This window comes from Bradyrhizobium sp. RT6a (genome assembly GCF_040547675.1).
Classification (GTDB): Bacteria; Pseudomonadota; Alphaproteobacteria; order Rhizobiales; family Xanthobacteraceae; genus Bradyrhizobium.
Window position 1 is genome coordinate 1,042,115 of the sequence record NZ_JBEPQC010000002.1, and the last position, 17,001, is coordinate 1,059,115.

Annotated in this window: 17 protein-coding genes and 1 pseudogene; 8 read left to right on the forward strand and 10 right to left on the reverse strand. The window is 64.7% G+C overall.

Annotation, left to right across the window (positions count from 1 at the left end; translation table 11 throughout):
* Positions 1-120: 120 nt before the first annotated feature.
* Positions 121-591: a winged helix-turn-helix transcriptional regulator gene (locus tag ABIC03_RS14900; protein WP_354058863.1), complete on the reverse strand. Its 471-nt coding sequence runs from the start codon at positions 589-591 to the stop codon at positions 121-123.
* 121 nt (positions 592-712) lie between these two features.
* Here ABIC03_RS14900 and ABIC03_RS14905 point away from each other — a divergent pair, with 121 nt between their 5' ends.
* Together ABIC03_RS14905 and ABIC03_RS14910 are read left to right on the forward strand one after the other, a co-directional pair.
* Positions 713-1,486: an SDR family oxidoreductase gene (locus tag ABIC03_RS14905; RefSeq protein ID WP_275167913.1), complete on the forward strand. Its 774-nt coding sequence runs from the start codon at positions 713-715 to the stop codon at positions 1,484-1,486.
* Positions 1,487-1,660: 174 nt separating this feature from the next.
* Entirely contained in the window at positions 1,661-1,843 is a 183-nt protein-coding gene (locus ABIC03_RS14910; RefSeq protein WP_354058864.1) for a hypothetical protein, read from the forward strand.
* 71 nt (positions 1,844-1,914) lie between these two features.
* On the opposite strand, the gene ABIC03_RS14915 is transcribed toward ABIC03_RS14910, so the two are convergent.
* The gene (locus tag ABIC03_RS14915) at positions 1,915-2,523 is read right to left on the reverse strand and encodes an FMN-dependent NADH-azoreductase (RefSeq protein ID WP_354058865.1); all 609 of its coding nucleotides are present in this window, start codon (positions 2,521-2,523) and stop codon (positions 1,915-1,917) included.
* Positions 2,524-2,606: 83 nt separating this feature from the next.
* Between ABIC03_RS14915 and ABIC03_RS14920 the strand changes: the two genes are divergently transcribed.
* On the forward strand, positions 2,607-3,017 hold the full coding sequence (locus ABIC03_RS14920; protein ID WP_354058866.1) for a winged helix-turn-helix transcriptional regulator: 411 nt from the start codon (positions 2,607-2,609) through the stop codon (positions 3,015-3,017).
* Here ABIC03_RS14920 and dprA read toward each other — a convergent pair.
* A complete protein-coding gene (gene dprA, locus ABIC03_RS14925; RefSeq protein ID WP_354058867.1) occupies positions 3,014-4,156 on the reverse strand; it encodes a DNA-processing protein DprA in 1,143 nt (380 codons plus the stop codon). The genes ABIC03_RS14920 and dprA overlap by 4 nt on opposite strands.
* Positions 4,157-4,246: 90 nt before the next feature.
* Between dprA and ABIC03_RS14930 the strand changes: the two genes are divergently transcribed.
* Positions 4,247-5,491, forward strand: a complete 1,245-nt coding sequence (locus tag ABIC03_RS14930; RefSeq protein ID WP_354058868.1) for an amidase — start codon at positions 4,247-4,249, stop codon at positions 5,489-5,491.
* Here ABIC03_RS14930 and ABIC03_RS14935 read toward each other — a convergent pair.
* The 4 genes from ABIC03_RS14935 to ABIC03_RS14950 all read right to left on the reverse strand — a co-directional run bounded on the left by ABIC03_RS14935 (position 5,483) and on the right by ABIC03_RS14950 (position 9,713).
* On the reverse strand, positions 5,483-6,685 hold the full coding sequence (locus tag ABIC03_RS14935) for a patatin-like phospholipase family protein (protein WP_354058869.1): 1,203 nt from the start codon (positions 6,683-6,685) through the stop codon (positions 5,483-5,485). The genes ABIC03_RS14930 and ABIC03_RS14935 overlap by 9 nt on opposite strands.
* A gap of 144 nt (positions 6,686-6,829) precedes the next feature.
* Entirely contained in the window at positions 6,830-7,426 is a 597-nt protein-coding gene (gene plsY / locus ABIC03_RS14940) for a glycerol-3-phosphate 1-O-acyltransferase PlsY (protein WP_354058870.1), read from the reverse strand.
* Between the two features lie 32 nt (positions 7,427-7,458).
* The gene (locus ABIC03_RS14945; protein WP_354059652.1) at positions 7,459-8,760 is read right to left on the reverse strand and encodes a dihydroorotase; all 1,302 of its coding nucleotides are present in this window, start codon (positions 8,758-8,760) and stop codon (positions 7,459-7,461) included.
* A 5-nt stretch (positions 8,761-8,765) separates the two neighbouring features.
* On the reverse strand, positions 8,766-9,713 hold the full coding sequence (locus ABIC03_RS14950; protein WP_007603315.1) for an aspartate carbamoyltransferase catalytic subunit: 948 nt from the start codon (positions 9,711-9,713) through the stop codon (positions 8,766-8,768).
* Positions 9,714-9,920: 207 nt separating this feature from the next.
* On the opposite strand from ABIC03_RS14950, the gene ABIC03_RS14955 reads away from it, so the two are divergent.
* Together ABIC03_RS14955 and ABIC03_RS14960 are read left to right on the forward strand one after the other, a co-directional pair.
* Entirely contained in the window at positions 9,921-10,670 is a 750-nt protein-coding gene (locus tag ABIC03_RS14955; protein WP_354058871.1) for a M15 family metallopeptidase, read from the forward strand.
* Positions 10,671-10,716: 46 nt separating this feature from the next.
* On the forward strand, positions 10,717-11,487 hold the full coding sequence (locus tag ABIC03_RS14960; protein ID WP_275168398.1) for a CPBP family intramembrane glutamic endopeptidase: 771 nt from the start codon (positions 10,717-10,719) through the stop codon (positions 11,485-11,487).
* Here ABIC03_RS14960 and ABIC03_RS14965 read toward each other — a convergent pair.
* Positions 11,484-12,407 (reverse strand): AEC family transporter, encoded by a 924-nt coding sequence (locus ABIC03_RS14965; protein WP_354058872.1) that lies wholly within the window; start codon positions 12,405-12,407, stop codon positions 11,484-11,486. The genes ABIC03_RS14960 and ABIC03_RS14965 overlap by 4 nt on opposite strands.
* 3 nt (positions 12,408-12,410) lie before the next feature.
* Complete coding sequence (ruvX, locus tag ABIC03_RS14970) at positions 12,411-12,902, reverse strand: Holliday junction resolvase RuvX (protein ID WP_354058873.1); 492 nt, start codon at positions 12,900-12,902, stop codon at positions 12,411-12,413.
* A 46-nt stretch (positions 12,903-12,948) separates the two neighbouring features.
* On the opposite strand from ruvX, the pseudogene ABIC03_RS14975 reads away from it, so the two are divergent.
* Positions 12,949-13,162, forward strand: a pseudogene (locus ABIC03_RS14975) (hypothetical protein).
* Positions 13,163-13,465: 303 nt separating this feature from the next.
* On the forward strand, positions 13,466-15,691 hold the full coding sequence (locus ABIC03_RS14980) for a DNA/RNA non-specific endonuclease (RefSeq protein WP_354058874.1): 2,226 nt from the start codon (positions 13,466-13,468) through the stop codon (positions 15,689-15,691).
* A 175-nt stretch (positions 15,692-15,866) separates the two neighbouring features.
* Here the strand turns inward: ABIC03_RS14980 and ABIC03_RS14985 are convergent, their stop codons facing one another.
* Positions 15,867-16,802 carry a cyclase family protein gene (locus ABIC03_RS14985; RefSeq protein ID WP_354058875.1) on the reverse strand — a complete coding sequence of 312 codons (936 nt, stop codon included), beginning with the start codon at positions 16,800-16,802 and terminating at the stop codon, positions 15,867-15,869.
* Between the last annotated feature and the right edge of the window lie 199 nt (positions 16,803-17,001).

The following is a 17,001-nucleotide window of genomic DNA, read 5'->3' on the forward strand; positions in this document are numbered from 1 at the left end:
CCGCGAGGTCTATCGACCGGAGCGCGGTGGGAATTCCGGGTGACGAGTCTTCGCCAAACTCCTGCTTGGGGTAATGGGTCCTGGCTTTCGCCAGGACGACATTGGAGAGACAGCGCGCCGCTATCCCGCCGACCGCCGCCGCGGCGCCGGCCGTGGCTTCAGCGTGGTATCGGCTTGCGTCAGCAATCGCCCGTCCTCCGCGCGCAGCTCCAGCTTGCGCACCGGGCGGCCTTTCTCGCGATCGACCAGGATGGTCGCGATCTCCGACGGGCGATCGTCGAATTCCTCGCTCCATTGGCGCAGCGCTACCAACACCGGGAAGACGCCGCGGCCCTTCGGCGTCAGCACATATTCCTGATAGGCGCTGCCGTCGGACGCGGGGGCGGTTGCTAAAATGCCGTGGTCCACGAGTGAGCCCAGCCGTGCCGACAAGATGTTCTTGGCCATGCCTAGCTTGCTCTGAAACTCGCCGAAGCGGCGCAGGCCGAACAGCGCCTCGCGGATGATCAGCAGCGACCACCGGTCGCCGATCGCTTCCAGCGAGCGTGCGATCGGACAGGTATCGCCCTCGAAGCTCGTTCGTTTCACCATTGCTTAGTCCTTTCGCGATCGCCCGATCTCAGAGCCGATCACGCGCTTGTGTGGTTGCATCATAAAACCATATGCCCTAGATGGCAATCATAGTTTTATGATGCAACCACTGGAGGCGAACGTGAGACTGAAGAACAAGACGGCCCTGATCACCGGCGGCAATAGCGGCATTGGACTGGCGACGGCAAAGCTGTTCGTGGCCGAGGGCGCCAAGGTGGTGATCACCGGGCGCAACAAGGAGACGCTCGAGGCGGCCGCGAAGGAGCTCGGGCCGAACGGGCTCGCGCTGGCCGCCGACGCCACCGACATTGCCGCGACCGAAGCTGCGATCAAGAAGGGCGCGGAAAAATTCGGCAAGTTCGACATCGTGTTCGCCAATGCCGGTATCGCCGGCGGCACCCCGCTGGGGTCGGCCACGCTGGAGGTCTTCGAGAAGGTCATCAGCACCAATCTGACCAGCGTGTTCTTCACCGTTCAGTCCGCGTTGCCTTATCTCAACGACAACGCCTCGATCATCCTCAACGGCTCGGTGATCTCCGTGCTCGGCATTCCCGGCTATTCGGCGTATGGCGCCGCCAAAGCCGGCGTGCGGGCGATGGCGCGGATCATGGCATCAGAACTGTCGCCGCGCGGCATTCGCGTCAACGTGGTCGCGCCCGGTGCGATCCGCACGCCGATCTGGGGACCTGCGACTGCGACGCCCGAAGCCGAGAAGGCGTTTGAGAAGCGGATCGCGCTGACGACGCCTCTGGGGCGCATTGGCGAAACAGATCACGTCGCGAAGACGGTGCTGTTCCTGGCCTCCGACGATTCCGCGCATGTGCAGGGCCAGGAAATCTTCGTCGACGGCGGTGCGGTCGCCTCGCCGAGCGGTGCGCCGATCTATCGTGGCTGATCAATTGAAGTGAAAATTGAATCGGTCGGCGCACGCAAAGCGGTTGCGCCGGCTGATCCCCACCTCTCGCGAGCTGTATTTTCTGAACCTTGCGTGAGGCGTTGAACCTTCGCTTTGGCTGCCAAGACCCTTTTACGGGCAGGGGTCACGAGACTCATTTCAAGGGAGCCCGATATGCCAAAGGCAGCTCGTATTATTTCCCCGATTTCAGCACCGCGTATTTACACTGAAAATACCATCGTTCCCGCCAAGCGTTCCGACACCTCCGAGTTCATCGGGGTCGCTCTTTTTGCCGGCATCGGCCTGTTCGTCTCGCTCGTCGCCGTCATCCTCGGCATTCAGGGCGCCTGGTTTTAGCTTCGCCGATCGCGCACCGCTCGATCAGCCGCCGCGACCGAGTTGCGGCGGCCGACGATGTGCGCGTTGCGTCAGGCCGCGCGAAGGCTGGTTGCCGCCTGAAGCGCGGTTGCAAGCGACTTCTCGCGATGCTCCGGCCCGACCTGGATTCCGTCGGCGCTGATGAATTCGGGGTGATGGATGCCCATGAAGCCGAACACGCCCCGCAGATAGCTTTCGAGGTGCTCCAGCGACGCGGCGGGCGAGCCGGCGCCGTAATAGCCCCCGCGCGAGATCGCGAAGATCACGCGCTTGCCGCCGGCAAGGCCCTGCGGGCCGTTGGCTCCGTAGCTGAACGTCTTCCCCGCCACCAGGACCCGGTCGATCCAGGCCTTGAGCTGGCTCGGAATCGTGAAATTGTACATGGGCGCGCCGATCACGACGATGTCCGCTGCAAGAAACTCGTCCAGCGCGGCCTTGCTGGCGGCGAGGTCGGGGCCGAGTTCCGCCGGCGCAGGCGCGCCTTGCGCGGCCGCCAGATGCGAGCCGGAGAGATGGGCGAGCGGGCTCTGCGTCAGGTCGCGATAGACGATGTCCAGCGATGGCGTCGCCTGCCGGAGACGGTCGACGATGGCGGCCGAGACCTGCCGGGAGACGGAGTGGGGGCCGAGCACGCTGGAGTCGATGTGGAGGAGTTTCATTCGGGATCACCCTGGTATAAGTTTGTAACCAGAGCTACATGAGTGACTATCGAAATCCCCGCAAGAACGCACATTTTTGAGCCATGGGCACATCCTTGAAACCTGCGCACATCGATTTGACTGCCCCACCGATGCCGGATCGCGACCACGCGGACTGCCGTGGCGTCGCCTCGATCCTCGCGCGCGTCGGCGACAAATGGAGCGTGTTCGTGATCATGATGCTGAGTGATGGACCCAAGCGCTTCAACGAGCTCAAGCGCATGATCAACGGCATCTCGCAGCGGATGCTGACCCTGACACTGCGCGGGCTCGAGCGCGACGGCCTGGTCACGCGCACGATCTTCCCGACCATTCCGCCGCGGGTGGATTACGAGCTGACCGATCTCGGCCGCGGATTGCAGCAGCCGGTGAAGGCACTCGGCGAATGGGCGATCACCCATCAGCAGCAGATCGCCTCGGCGCGCACGCGCTTCGACGAGCGGAACACTCCTTAAAGCAGCGAGACAAGGCCACCGCCGTGGCGTTCGAGCCGGCCGGCGAGCTCGAGCTCCAAGAGCACGGTGCGCACGATGGCAGGCGAGGCGCCGGACATCCGCACGAGATCGTCGATCGTGACGGGGGCAGGGCCGAGCAGGCCGGTGATCTGGTCGCGGTCGTGTCCTTGCGGGTCGCTTTCGAACGGCTCGCGGTCGGGCTCGTTCGCGGTGCGCATCAGCGGCCGCTCCATGATCGGTGCGACTGCGTTGACGACGTCGGCGGCTTCGGTGACGAGCGTCGCGCCCTGCTTGATCAGATCATTGGTGCCGGCGGCGCGCGGATCGAGCGGCGAGCCCGGCACCGCGAACACTTCGCGGCCCTGTTCGGCCGCCATGCGCGCGGTGATTAGGGAGCCCGAGCGATGCGCCGCCTCGACCACGACGACGCCGAGCGCGGCGCCCGAGATCAGCCGGTTGCGACGGGGGAAGTCGCGGGCGCGCGGCTCATGGCCGAGCGGCATCTCCGAGATCGCAGCACCCTTGCGGTCGAGGATCGCGGCGATGAGAGCGCCATGCTCCGGCGGGTAGATGCAGTCATGTCCGCCGGCGAGCACGGCGATGGTGCCGCTCTCGATGCTGGCGCGGTGCGCGGCCTGATCGACGCCGCGGGCGAGGCCGGAGATGACGACAAAGCCGGCTTCACCAAGCTCGCGGGCGAGCTGACCGGCGAATTTCAAGCCTGCACCGGAGGCATTGCGCGAGCCGACGATCGCAATCATCGGCCGCACCAGCGTGGCATTGTCGCCGCGTACGGCGAGCAACGGGGGCGCATCGTCGAGCGTTGCCAGCCGCGCCGGATAGCCGTCCTCTCCGGGCGCGAGCCAGGCGATGCCGAATTTGCGGCTGGCGGCAAGCTCGGCTTTCGCCTCGTCGGCGCTACAGATGCGTGCCGATCGCTGCGCACCGCCACGGCGTGCGAGATCCGGCAGCCGCTCCAGCGCCGCGCGCGCCGTGCCGAAATGATCGACCAGCGACCGGAACGTGCGCGGCCCGACATTGTCGGACCGGATCAGCCGCAGGCGGTCGATCCTGTCGGCTTCGGTCAGCTCTACACTTGGATTGATGGCGTCCACGGCGGCTCCTTGCAGGCACAGCATGGAACAACCTGAGGGCGTGGGCAACAGTGGCGTGCGCTTGCGCGGCTTCGTCGCGATGCTAAAAGCGATCCCAATAAGAAGGGTTTTGCCATGATCTCACTCGCCGACCTCCAGCGCCGCATCGAAGCGGGCGAGCTTTCGCCTGAGGCCGCCATCGCGCAGTCGCATGCAGCCATCGAGGCCAGGGAGAAGGACGTCCACGCCTTCGTCCGTCACGACAGCTCCGCGAAGGCGCAAGGCGCCGGGGCGCTGCGCGGCATCGCGGTCGGGATCAAGGACATCATCGACACCGCTGATTTCCCGACCGAGATGGGATCATCGATCTATCGCGGTTGGCAGCCGCGCGCGGACGCGCCTGTGGTGATGATGCTGAAGCGGGCGGGCGCCACCATCATCGGCAAGACCACGACCACGGCGTTCGCCTCGCGCGATCCGACCCCGACGCTCAATCCGCACAATCTCGGCCATACGCCGGGCGGCTCGTCCTCGGGCTCGGCCGCGGCGGTCGGTGCCGGCATGATCCCGCTGGCACTGGGGACCCAGACCGGCGGCTCGGTGATCCGGCCTGCGGCCTATTGCGGGACCGCCGCGATCAAGCCGTCGTTCCGGATGCTGCCGACGGTCGGCGTCAAATGCTATTCGTGGGCGCTCGACACGGTCGGCCTGTTCGGCGCGCGCGCGGAAGATCTCGCGCGGGGACTGCTGGCGATGTCCGGCCGCACCGAATTCACTGGCATTGTCCCGGCGAAGGCGCCGCGCATCGGGGTGGTCCGGCAGGAGTTCGCCGGTGCGGTGGAGCCGGCCGCCGAGGAGGGGCTGCAGGCCGCGATCAAGGCCGCCGAGAAGGCCGGCGCCGGCGTGCAGACCATCGATCTGCCGCAGGCGGTGCAGGAGGCCTGGCGCATCCATCCGATCATTCAGGACTTCGAGGCGCATCGCGCGCTCGCCTGGGAATTTTCCGAACGCCACGACGAGATCGCGCCGATGCTGCGCGCCAGTCTCGACGCGACGGTCGGTCTCACACCCAAGGACTACGACGACGCACGCCGGATCAGCCGCCGCGGGCGCCGCGAGCTCGGCGAATTGTTCGAGCGGTTCGACGTGCTTCTGACCTATTCGGCGCCAGGCACGCCGCCGGCCAAGGAGCTCGCGAGCACCGGCGATCCCCGCTACAACAGGCTCTGGACGCTGATGGGCAACCCTTGCGTCAACGTGCCGGTGCTCAAGGCCAATGGCCTGCCGATCGGCGTGCAGGTGATCGCGCGCTTCGGCAACGACGCGCATGCGCTGGCGACGGCGTGGTTCCTGGAGCAGGCGCTGGCGAAATCAGGCTAGCGCAGGTTCGAGGGCAACGATGCGCTGGCCGGATGCGGCCGGCGCTACGCTGTGATCGGCACCTTGCTTGAGCCAGCGCCCGGCGGCCTCGCGGCCGCTGCGGTGCAGCGCGCGAATGAAACCGCGGCCGAGATCGGTGGACGAGCGCTGCGCCAGGCCGTCGACGAAATCTTCCGCGGCGATTCTTGAGAGCCGCAACGACGATCCGGTCTGCGATTGCGCCCATTCCATCGCCGCGATCTCGGCATTGAGGGCGGCGTTGGCCGCGATCTGGTCCAGCCTGCGGTCGATCGCGGCGAGCGTGATCGGCACGTAGCTGTCGCGCGCCGGCGTGACCTGGACGAGCAGGATTTCGGTGCTCGTCGTGTCCTGCACGAGCCGCAGCAGTGGCGGATTGCCGCCGAGGCCGCCGTCCCAATAAGCCTCGCCGTCGATCTCCACCGCGCAATGAACCAGCGGTGGACAGGTCGAGGCCAGCGCGACGTCTGCGGTGATCACGTCGTTGCTGAAGATCTGCTGCTGTCCGTCGCGGATCCGGGTCGCCGCGATCAGAAGCTTCGGACAGCGCGCGTCGCGCAACGCGGAAAAGTTGATGTCGCGCGACAGCGCCTGCCGCAGCGGATCGAGATCGAACGGATCGAACTGGCCGGAGCGCAGCGTCGGACCGAACGCGACCGAGCTTCCCGCCGGCGAGAAGCCGCCGATCAGCATCAGCGATCGGAACGAAGCCTCGTGCATCAGCCGGATCCAGAACCGGTTCAGCCGCGCACGCGCGCCTTCACGGCCGCCTTCGGCGAAACCGGAGGCGAGCAGCAGCGCGTTGATGGCGCCGGCGCTGGCGCCGCTGATGGTGTCGATCGCGATGGATGGCTCCTCCAGCAGCCGCTCCAGCACGCCCCAGGTGAAAGCAGCGAAGGTGCCGCCGCCCTGAAGCGCCAGCGACAGTTTTTGCGGCGGCCATTGCCCCGGCGTTCGATCGTGCGCGATGGGCGCTGCGACAGTTACGCTTTCGACCGGTTTCCGCGCTTCCACGATCGGATCGGGCTCGCGCGATGGTGGCGAGACGGAAGCAGGCGCTGGTGCGACAAGCGGCAAGGGCCCAGCGGACCAGATGTCCGTCGTCGAGAGCATCCGGCTTGCCGCAGTGCCCTGCAAGCCACCTTCAACATGCGAGCTGACAATCTTCTCGCTCATTCTGAGCAACCGCGTAGAGCCATGCCCACGATCAGGGCCAAGCCAGGAACCCGTTCGTCCATACAGCCGTGATTCGGCTGCAAGTTGCGAACACCATTTGGATATAATGCAGAAGGGGTGCCGCGGTATCCGTGGATTCCCGGCTTATGCCTTCTCGCCGATCCGGCTTTCCTTGCCCGATTGCAGTCGCTTGATGTTCTCGCGATGAGCATAGAACAGCAGCAGCGTCAGCACTGCCGCCAGCGCCGCGAGCGCGGGCTGGCCGAACCACAACAGGAACAGCGGGGTGATGAACGAGGCCACCAGGGCCGAGAGCGAGGAATAGCGGGCGGTGAACGCGGTCGCCAACCAGAGCAGGCAGAACACCACCGCGGCCGGCCAGAACAGCCCGAGCATGACGCCGATATAGACGGCGACACCCTTGCCGCCGCGGAACTTGAGCCAGACCGGGAAGAGATGGCCGAGGAAGGCGCCGAGTCCGGCCAGCATCGCGGCATTGGGACCGGCGATGTAGCCGGCGATCACCACCGCGACGGTGCCTTTGAGCGCGTCCAGCAGCAGGGTCCCCGCGGCAAGGCTCTTGCGTCCCGTGCGCAGCACGTTGGTGGCGCCGATGCTGCCCGAGCCGATCGAGCGGATATCCTGTGTGCCGCCGAGTCTCGTCAGGATCAATCCGAACGGAATCGAGCCGAGCAGGTAGCCGATGGCGAAAGCCACCGGCAGGAACAATTCAAGTGCCATGTCTGCAAATTCCCTGGCTGCAGCTCCGCACGTCAGACATGCTCGTACACGGTCCGTCCGCCGACAATGGTGCGCATCACGCGGCCTGTAAAGCGGGCCTCGTCGAACGGCGTGTTCTTGCAGGGCGATTTGAGGTCGGCGGGATCGACCACCCAGGGGACATCGGGGTCAATCACGATGACGTCGGCGGGGCTGCCCGGACGCAAGGTTCCGCCAGGCAATCCCAAAATCTCGGCCGGCCGGGTCGACATCGCCCGGATCAGCGTCTTGAGGCCCAGCTCGTCATTATGCACGAGCCGAAGGCCCGCCGGGAGCATGGTCTCCAGTCCGATCGCGCCGGGGGCTGCTTCCGCGAAAGGCAGGCGCTTGACCTCAACGTCCTGCGGATTGTGGTCGGACATGATGACGTCGACGAGGCCGGAGGCGACGGCGGCGACCAGCGCGCGGCGGTCGTCCTCGGTGCGCAGCGGCGGCGACAGCTTGAGGAATGAACGGTAAGGGCCGATGTCGTTCTCGTTCAGCGCAAGGTGGTTGATCGAGGCCGAGGCGGTCACGGCGAGGCCGGCGTCGCGGGCGCGCTTGAGCACGTCGAGCGACTCGATGCAGGTCAGCGACGCCGCGTGATAACGGCCGCCGGTGAGCGCGACCAGGCGCATGTCGCGCTCCAGCATCACGGCTTCCGCCGCGTTCGGGATGCCCATCAGGCCGAGCCGCGACGCGAACTCGCCCTCGTTCATCACGCCTTCGCCGACGAGATCGCGATCCTCGGTGTAGTGCACGATCAGCGCGTCGAAATCGCGCGCATAGGTCAAGGCGCGGCGCATCACCTGCGCATTGATCACGCTTTTGTCGCAGTCGCTGAAGGCGATCGCGCCGGCTGCCTTGAGGAGACCGAACTCGGTCATCTCCTCGCCGCGCATGCCCTTGGTCAGCGCCGCCATCGGCTGAATGTTGACGATGGCAGTGTCGCGGGCGCGACGCATCACGAAGTCCACCGTCGCCGAGTTGTCGATGACGGGCGAAGTGTCGGGCTGGCAGATGATGGTGGTGATGCCGCCGGTCGCAGCCGCCTGGCTTGCGGAGGCAAAGGTCTCGCGATGGCTGAAGCCGGGCTCTCCGACGAAGGCGCGCATGTCGATCAGGCCGGGCGCGACGATCTTGCCGGCGCAGTTGACGACGTCGGTGCCCTCGGGGACGCCGGCAGCGCCGATGCCGCGGCGGGTCTCCCGGATGATGCCGTCGGCAATCAGGACATCGCCGGGTCCATCGAAATCCCTGCTGGGATCGACGACGCGGGCATTGGCAAGGAGGATGGGTCGGCGGTCGGTCAACATGAGCATCACGCGTTCGGCAGGTTGCGGGCGAGCGCTTCCAGCACCGCCATGCGCACGGCCACGCCCATTTCCACCTGTTCGCGGATCAGGGACTGGGCGCCGTCAGCGACCGCAGTGTCGATCTCGACGCCGCGGTTCATGGGGCCGGGATGCATGACGAGGGCGTCTGGCTTGGCGTAGGCGAGCTTCTTCTGGTCCAGCCCGAAATAATGGAAATACTCGGAGGTGGATGGCACGAAGGAGCCGTTCATGCGCTCGCGCTGGAGCCGCAACATCATGACGATGTCGGCGCCGTTGAGCCCCTCGCGCATGTCGCGCGCGACCTCGACGCCCATCCGCTCGATGCCGGGCGGCAGCAGCGTGGAGGGGCCGACGACGCGGACGCGGGCGCCCATCGCGTTGAGCAGGATGATGTTGGATCGGGCGACGCGCGAATGCAGCACGTCGCCGCAGATCGCGACCACGAGGCCCTCGAGCCGGCCCTTGTTGCGGCGAATGGTCAGCGCGTCGAGCAGGGCCTGGGTCGGATGTTCATGCGCGCCGTCGCCGGCATTGATCACGGAACCGTCGACTTTGCGGGCCAACAGTTCCACCGCGCCGGAGGCGTGATGGCGCACCACCAGGATATCCGGGTGCATGGCGTTGAGCGTCATGGCCGTGTCGACCAGCGTCTCGCCTTTTTTGATGGACGAGGAGGAGACCGACATGTTCATGACGTCGGCGCCCAGCCGTTTGCCGGCGAGCTCGAACGAGGATTGGGTCCGGGTGGAAGCCTCGAAGAAGAGGTTCACCTGCGTCCGTCCACGCAGGACGGTGCGCTTCTTGTCAACCTGGCGGTTGAGCTCGACATATTCTTCGGACAGGTCGAGGAGGCCGGTGATGTCGGCCGCGGAAAGGCCCTCGATGCCCAGCAAATGCCGGTGGCCGAGGACGAAGGTCGATTTCGATGTCATTAAAGCGAGACCTATAGGCGGGGATGGCCGGGGGGGCAAGGGCCAAAGCCCGGGCGGGGAGTTATCCCCCGATCTGTACCTTGTCGTCATTCCGGGGCGATGCGAAGCATCGAACCCGGAATCTCGAGATTCTCTGGTGCGGGAGCCCGCACCATAGTTCGACTCTTCGAGCCGCCCCGGAATGACGCCGGAGGATGTGGAGGCATCGTGAAAACAGGTCTTACCGCTCTTGTAGCAATCGGCTTCATCTCATCCGCCCATGCCCAATCGCTTCCCGGCGGTTTCGTCTATTTGCGCGACGTCGACCCCAGCATCGTCCAGGACATCCGCTACGCCACCTCGAACAATTTCGTCGGCCGTCCGCTCGCCGGCTACGGCGCCGGCGAATGCGTGGTGAAGCGGGAGGTGGGGCTGCGGCTGAAGGCGGTGCAGCAGGAACTGGCGGCGCAAAATCTCTCGCTGAAGATGTTCGACTGCTACCGGCCGGCGCGGGCCTCGCTCGATATGGTCAGGTGGTCGCAGAACGGCCACGAGACGGCCGCCGAGCGGCGCTACAATCCCAAAATTCCCAAGACCGAGTTATTCCGCCTCGGCTACATCGCAAGCCGCTCGCAGCATTCGACGGGCGCCGCGCTCGATCTCACGCTGGTCGATCTCAAGGCCGACAATTCAGGCAAATACGACCCGTCAAAGGCCTACGCTGACTGTACCGCGCCGGTCGAGGCTCGCCCGCCAGAGGGCAGCGTCGACATGGGCACCGGCTATGACTGCACCGACGTGAAAGGGCACACCGCCGCACCGTCGATCAGTCCGGACCAGCGCGCCTGGCGCAAGCGGCTCGTGGCAGCGATGGCGAGGCAAGGCTTTGTGAACTATGCGAAGGAGTGGTGGCATTTTTCCCTGCCGGGGGCGGGCGGGGCGGCCTATGATTTCCCGATTCCGCCGCGGACGAAGTAGATCGCAATCCGACCAGCCCGGAATGCTCCCCAATGAAAGCGCCTTGATGGACTCGCTCAATCCCGATCATCCGCCGCTGACTGCGACGCCAGCGCACGAGGCGACGCGCGTCTGGAAATTCTGGGGCACGGCGATATGGGGCGTCGTCATTTTCGCTGCAATGTTCGTCGGACAGATCGGCGCCATCGTTCTGCTGGCGGTACAGCGTGGCCTGCCGATGGACCTCGCGTCGCTTCAGCTCGTCGGCGGCGAGCCGCAGGCGCTCGCGCTGTCGGTGATATTGGGCCTGCCGGCGACACTGGCCGCGGTGTGGCTTGCCATCCGCATCAAGAAGACCTCCTTCGTCGACTATCTCGCGCTGCATTGGCCGTCCTGGAAGCAACTCCTGTTTGGCGCCGTTGGCCTCATCCTGATCGTCGTGGCCTGGGAGACGATGTCGCGGAGCCTCGGCCGCGAGGCCACGCCGGGCTTCATGACCGATCTGTTGAAATCTGGCCGCGATAAGGGCGCAGCCTTCTTCCTGTTGTTCGCATTCAGCGTGGCAGCGCCGATGTCGGAAGAGATTTTGGCGCGCGGCTTCCTTTATCGCGGCTGGTCGGCGAGTTTCCTGCGCGTGCCCGGCGCGATCATCCTGTCGTCGCTGCTGTGGACGGTCGTGCACCTGCAATACGACCTGTACTTCCTCGCCGAGGTCTTCTCCATCGGCCTGTGGTTCGGCTACATGCGCTACCGCAGCAACTCGCTCTGGCTCACGATCGTGCTGCACGCGCTGAACAATCTGACGGCGGTGGTGCTGACGATGTGGCTGGGGAGTTAGGCCACCAGCGCGATGGCGATCGGCATGGTGATCGCCGCCAAAATCGTCTGCAGCGTGATGATCTGCGCCAGCAGTGGGGCATCGCCGCCCATCTGGCGGGCCAGCACATAGGCGCTGGTCGAGGTCGGCACTGCGGCGCAGATCGCGACGATCGCGAGGCTGTCACCGGACAGTCCGAACCAGACGGCAAGCACCAGCGCGACCATCGGCATCAACACCAGCTTGAACACCACGCCGATAGCGGCGCCCGCGCTGGGGCGGAGCAGGCCTTTTAGATGCAGTCCGGCGCCGGTGACGAGCAGGCCGATGGCGAGGGAGGAGCGGCCGAGTGCGTCTGCTACCTCATGCCAGATCCGGGGCAGCGGCAGATGAATGACATTGATGACGAGGCCGATCGCGCAGGCCCAGATCAGGGGATTGCGGACAACCGTCATGACGATCGCGCGCGCGGATTGCTTCTCCGGCGCGGCGAAGTGCGCGAGCACCGCGACGCTGAGGACGTTGACCAGAGGAATGATCGCCACCATCGCGACCGAGGCGAGCGCCAGCCCGATCTCGCCGAACATGTTGGCGGAGACGGACAGCGCCACATAGGTCTGCCAGCGGATCGCGCCCTGGAAGATCGAGGTGAAGGCGGGACCTTCGATGTCGAGCCGTGCGAGAGCCGGGCGGAGCGCGAGGCAGAGCAGCGACATCGCGAGCGCCGACAGCAGCAGCGCGCCGCCGACGCCGGCGACCGGCACGCTGGACAGGTCGGCCTTCACCAGCGTCTGGACCAGCAGCATCGGAAACAGCACGAAATAAGTTAGCCGCTCCAGCCCGTTCCATTGCGTGTCGAGCCGCATCAGGGTGCGCCTCAGCACCACGCCGAGCACGATCAGGATGAAGACGGGGAGGAGCGCCGCGATCACGACGGCCATGGATCAGCCTGGCCCCGGGGCTGCGCGCAGATTGGCGAGGCGGTCGAGCGCGCCTTGCAGGATGAAGATCGCGGCGTGCTCGTCGATCACTTCGGCGCGCTTGGCGCGGCTGACGTCCATGCCGATCAGCTCGCGCTCGACCGCAGCGGTCGACAGGCGCTCGTCCCAGAGGCCGATCGGCAGCGGGGTCAGGCCGGCGAGGTTGCGGGCAAACGCCCGGGTCGATTGCGCGCGCGGGCCCTCGCTGCCGTCCATGTTGATGGGCAGGCCGAGCACGAAGCCGACGGCCTTGCGTTCACCGGCAATCGCGAGCAGCCGGGCGGCATCCTGCTTGAACGCCTTGCGCTGGATCGTCTCGACGCCGGTCGCTAACCGGCGGTCCGGATTGGAGACGGCAACGCCAATGGTCTTGGTACCCAGATCAAGGCCGACCAACCCGCCGCGTTCGGGCCAGTGGATTGCAGCATCGACGAGAGGCAGGATAAGAGCCGGCATGGTGTTAGCGCATATCACGCGTCGCGCTGCGGAGTGAACCCGGAACATGGATGCGCTGACACTATTTGGCCTGTTCGCCGTGACGGCGATGCTGGTCACTTACGCCCTGGAAGACCGCAGCCACTGGTTCGTGCTGCTGTTCGCAATGTCCTGCGTGCTCGGTTCGGCCTACGGCTTCCTGCAAGGGGCCTGGCCGTTCGGCGTGGTCGGAGGCGATCTGGGCCGTCGTGGCGCTGCGGCGCTGGCGTCTCAGGCCGTAGATCGTCCGGCGGCACCACGACGCGCGAAATCGTGATGCGCAGGTGTATCGACCATTTGTGGCAAATCTCACACGGGTGACGTCGCGGACGATGGCATGATGTCGCGTCTCCGGCCGCGCGCATCGATTGACGCTCTGGTTGCGGTAAATTAAATTTATAGTCTAAAGTAGTGCGGGGCGAAGCCTCCGATTTCCAGAACGATGGGCAGCACCCGACAGTCCGGCGGCGCTGCAACCTTCGCGCAAATTTTCGATGCGCCCCCGACAACGTCCAGATTCGTCCAGTCATTTTTGAGAGGTCATCATGCTCATCAAGCCAAGCCTGATCGCGGGCTCAGAAAGGCGATTTAAGCAAGCCGAGTTTTCACCTGAAGCCCTGAACCGAAAATTAGGCGATGGCCCGATCCAGATAAGCTCCGACAAGAAAATCCTGCGCCAGCGCCAGCTGTTCGCGGAGACGGGGAACGTGCAGGCGGCAGAGATTGGCCTGGAGCGGATCATCCAGGGCAATGATCTCGACAGCATCAACTATCTCGCCAAGGGCACCGCGGCCTCGCGCTCGGTGTGTCGCATTCACCTCAGGGACATGAAGTCGAATCTGCTCGGCTATGGTTCGGGCTTTCTGATCGGGCCGGGCCTGCTGATGACGAACCATCACGTTTTCGGCAAGCCGGTCGACGCAGCCAATTCGATCGCCGATTTCGATTATGAGCTGGACATTTCGGGAGAAGAGCGGGTGCCGATCCGGTTCGGATTCGAGCCGGCCAAATTCTTCTACACCAACGACAGACTCGATTTCTCAATCGTCGCGGTGGCGCCGACCTCGCTGTCAGGTCACGAGGAGCTTGAGAATTGGGGGTGGTTGCCGCTCAGCGGTGCGCCCGGCAAGGCGGACCCCGGCGAGTACCTCACCATCATCCAGCATCCCAGCGGACAGATGAAGCAGGTCTGCGTCCGCGAGAACAAGCTGCTTAAATATGTCGGAGACTTCCTCTGGTATAACACCGATACGACGGCCGGGTCGTCTGGTTCGCCGGCGTTCAACCGCTTCTGGCAGGTGGTCGCGCTGCACCACAGCGGTATTCCAAAGAAGAATGCGCAGGGCCGCACTCTCACCAAGGACGGCAAGGTTTGGGATCCATCGATGGATGAAACCTCGATCGACTGGATCGCCAACGAAGGCATCCGGATCAGTGCAATCGTTGCCGATCTCAAGATTGCCGTTGGTTCCCATGCCCTGATCAGACCGGTTCTTGACGAGGTTGAGCCGCCGACCCGGCACGAGGTCCAGAGAGCCCAGCCGCCTTCGATCGTAACAGCGCCGTACGGCACCAACGTCTGGGTCGAGCAATCCGTCGACGGCGCGTCGCTGGTGGTCCCGTTTCGCGTGCCGCTGCCCATGTTCAGGAAGGATGTTTCTTTGCCCCCGTTGGCTCGCCTGCCAGTCCCGGCCGGAGGCAACGGAGGGGCGCCGAATGGCGGCAAGCAGAACGGCAGCAGGCCTTTGGTCGCTCCGCCGCTCGGCTTGTTGCCTCACATCAGCGCGAACAACGGTCTGCCCATGGAGGCAGTGCATATCGACCAGAGCACGCTTAAATCCCGTCCGGGATTCAAGACTAATTTTCTCGGCAGCGGCAAATTCTCCGTCGCCTTGCCGAAGATTCCCGCTGAACTTAAACCCGAGATTGCGATGTTGAAGGGGAAGTCCAAACAGTTCGAGCTGAAGTATTTCAACTATAGCGTCGTCATGAACAAACAGCGCAGGCTTGCCTTCTTCAGCTGCGTCAATATCGACGGCGGAAAGCAGCAGGACGTCGGCAAGCGCGAGGGTGATTCCTGGCTGCGCGATCCGCGCATCGACGAGGACGCCCAGATCGGCGACGAGTTCTACCGCAAGCAGGCCACTTTCGAGGCGGATCGCAGCAAGAATCCGTTCGACCGCGGTCATCTCGTGCGCCGCCTGGATGCGACCTGGGGCGATACGGTCGCCAAGGCCAAGCAACACGGCGACGATTCCTTCCATTTCACCAATTGCTCGCCGCAGTTCTTCTCGTTCAACCAGGGCAAGCAGCTCTGGGCAGGGTTGGAGGATTACACGCGTAATGTTCTGCTTGAAGGCAAGGAGAAGGGCATCGTGATGAACGGACCGGTCTTCAACGGACCGGACGCCGATGGATCCAATGTGCCCAATCCGTCCGGTCGGCCGCACAAGGATCCGAGCTTCGGTGGTATCCAGATTCCGAAGTATTTCTGGAAGATACTGATCCGGCGCGACCGCGAAGACGATGTCCTCAAGGCGGCGGCATTCCTGATGAGCCAGAGAGAGCTGGTCATGGGGATCGACCGGATCGAGGAGGCGGATCTGCTCGAGCGCATGTCCGAGGAAGATGTCAGCGTATTTCAGGTCTCGATTGCGGATCTTGCGAAGCTGACCAAGCTCGGCTTCGGCAATCTCGCCGACGCGGACTCGCACGAGGAGACCTCGGTCGGCCCGCGTCTCATCGAGTCCTACGAGGAGATCCGAATCTAGGCGGACGCGGTCGGATATGATGCGGAGGGGTGTCGCGAGACCCCAGGCGATCCGGGCCGTCGTCGCGCTGCGGCGTAGGCATCTCAGGCCGCGATGACGGGCGGGACAAACGAAGAGCGGGCGAGGCGGCTTGCCGGGCGGCAGGCCATCCTCGCCCGTGATGGGCAGCTCCCGATCAACGGATCGCGATCGGGTTGATCATCGCCTGCACGCCGCCGGTCCAGCGCGGCTGGCCGAGCACGAACAGGAATTCGTAGCCCTTGTCCCGGGCGAGCGCGGCCGTGTCCATATTCTCGAGGATGTAGGTCCCGTTCATCGCGAGCAGGATCTGGTGCACCTCGAACACGTTCTTGGACTCGAACGGCAGCACCTCGAGCGCCCAGGTGTCGGCACCGATCGCGACGACGCCCTTGCTGGTCAGGTATTTTGCGCCTTCGACGCCGAGACCGGGCTCGCCGGCCGAATAACGCTTGTCGTCCTTGCCGATCAGGCTGAGCCAGCCGGTGTGGAAGATGACGACGTCGCCCTGTCGGATCTCGACGCCCTGCTTCTTGGCGACTTCGTCGATCTCCTTGGCGTTGAAGGCGGTGCCTTCCTTCACGATATCAGTGTTGTAATACGCCGCCATGTCGAGCAGCACGCCGCGGGTGACGATCGGAGGGACCTTCTCGATACCGAGCTTCTTCAACCCGGTGGGATCGGCGAAGTCGGCGAGCTTGTTGCCGTTGTAGTAGACGTGCTCGACGCCGAGATGGCCGAGGCCGTCGAGCTGGCTGCCGATGCCGACCCATGTGTCCAGGATGTCGTCGTTATAGGTCGCCTTGTTCGGTCCGAGACCTGCGCTGCCCGCCTGTCCCGGCTGCACCACGGTGATCTTGAAGCTGCGCGGCGGATAGGCCGGCGTGCTGGACGTAACGGGAATGCCGAGTGCGTAGGTCTTTCCGGTCTTCACCAGAGATGCGGACTTCAGCACGAGTTCGGGCGTCATGTAGTTGGCAGCACCGATCTCGTCGTTCGGCCCCCATTTCGATTTGGTCCAGTCTTGGGCGCTTGCTGTTTCGATCGTCGCAGACAACGCGGCGACACAGCACAACACGAGCGTATTGCGCATCAATAGTCCTCCCGATGTTTTTGCCGATGTTTGGCTTCGTTATGATTTCGCGCTGGCCAGTCGCTCATCCTAACGTAGAAAAGCCGCGGGCTTCAAAACTTTTCGCGGTGCCATGCTGCGGCGGCTGAACGCAGCACTCGCTGCGCCCAGCGTCGATCTGATCAAGTGCGACAGATTTGTGACGGAGAATTTCGCGCGG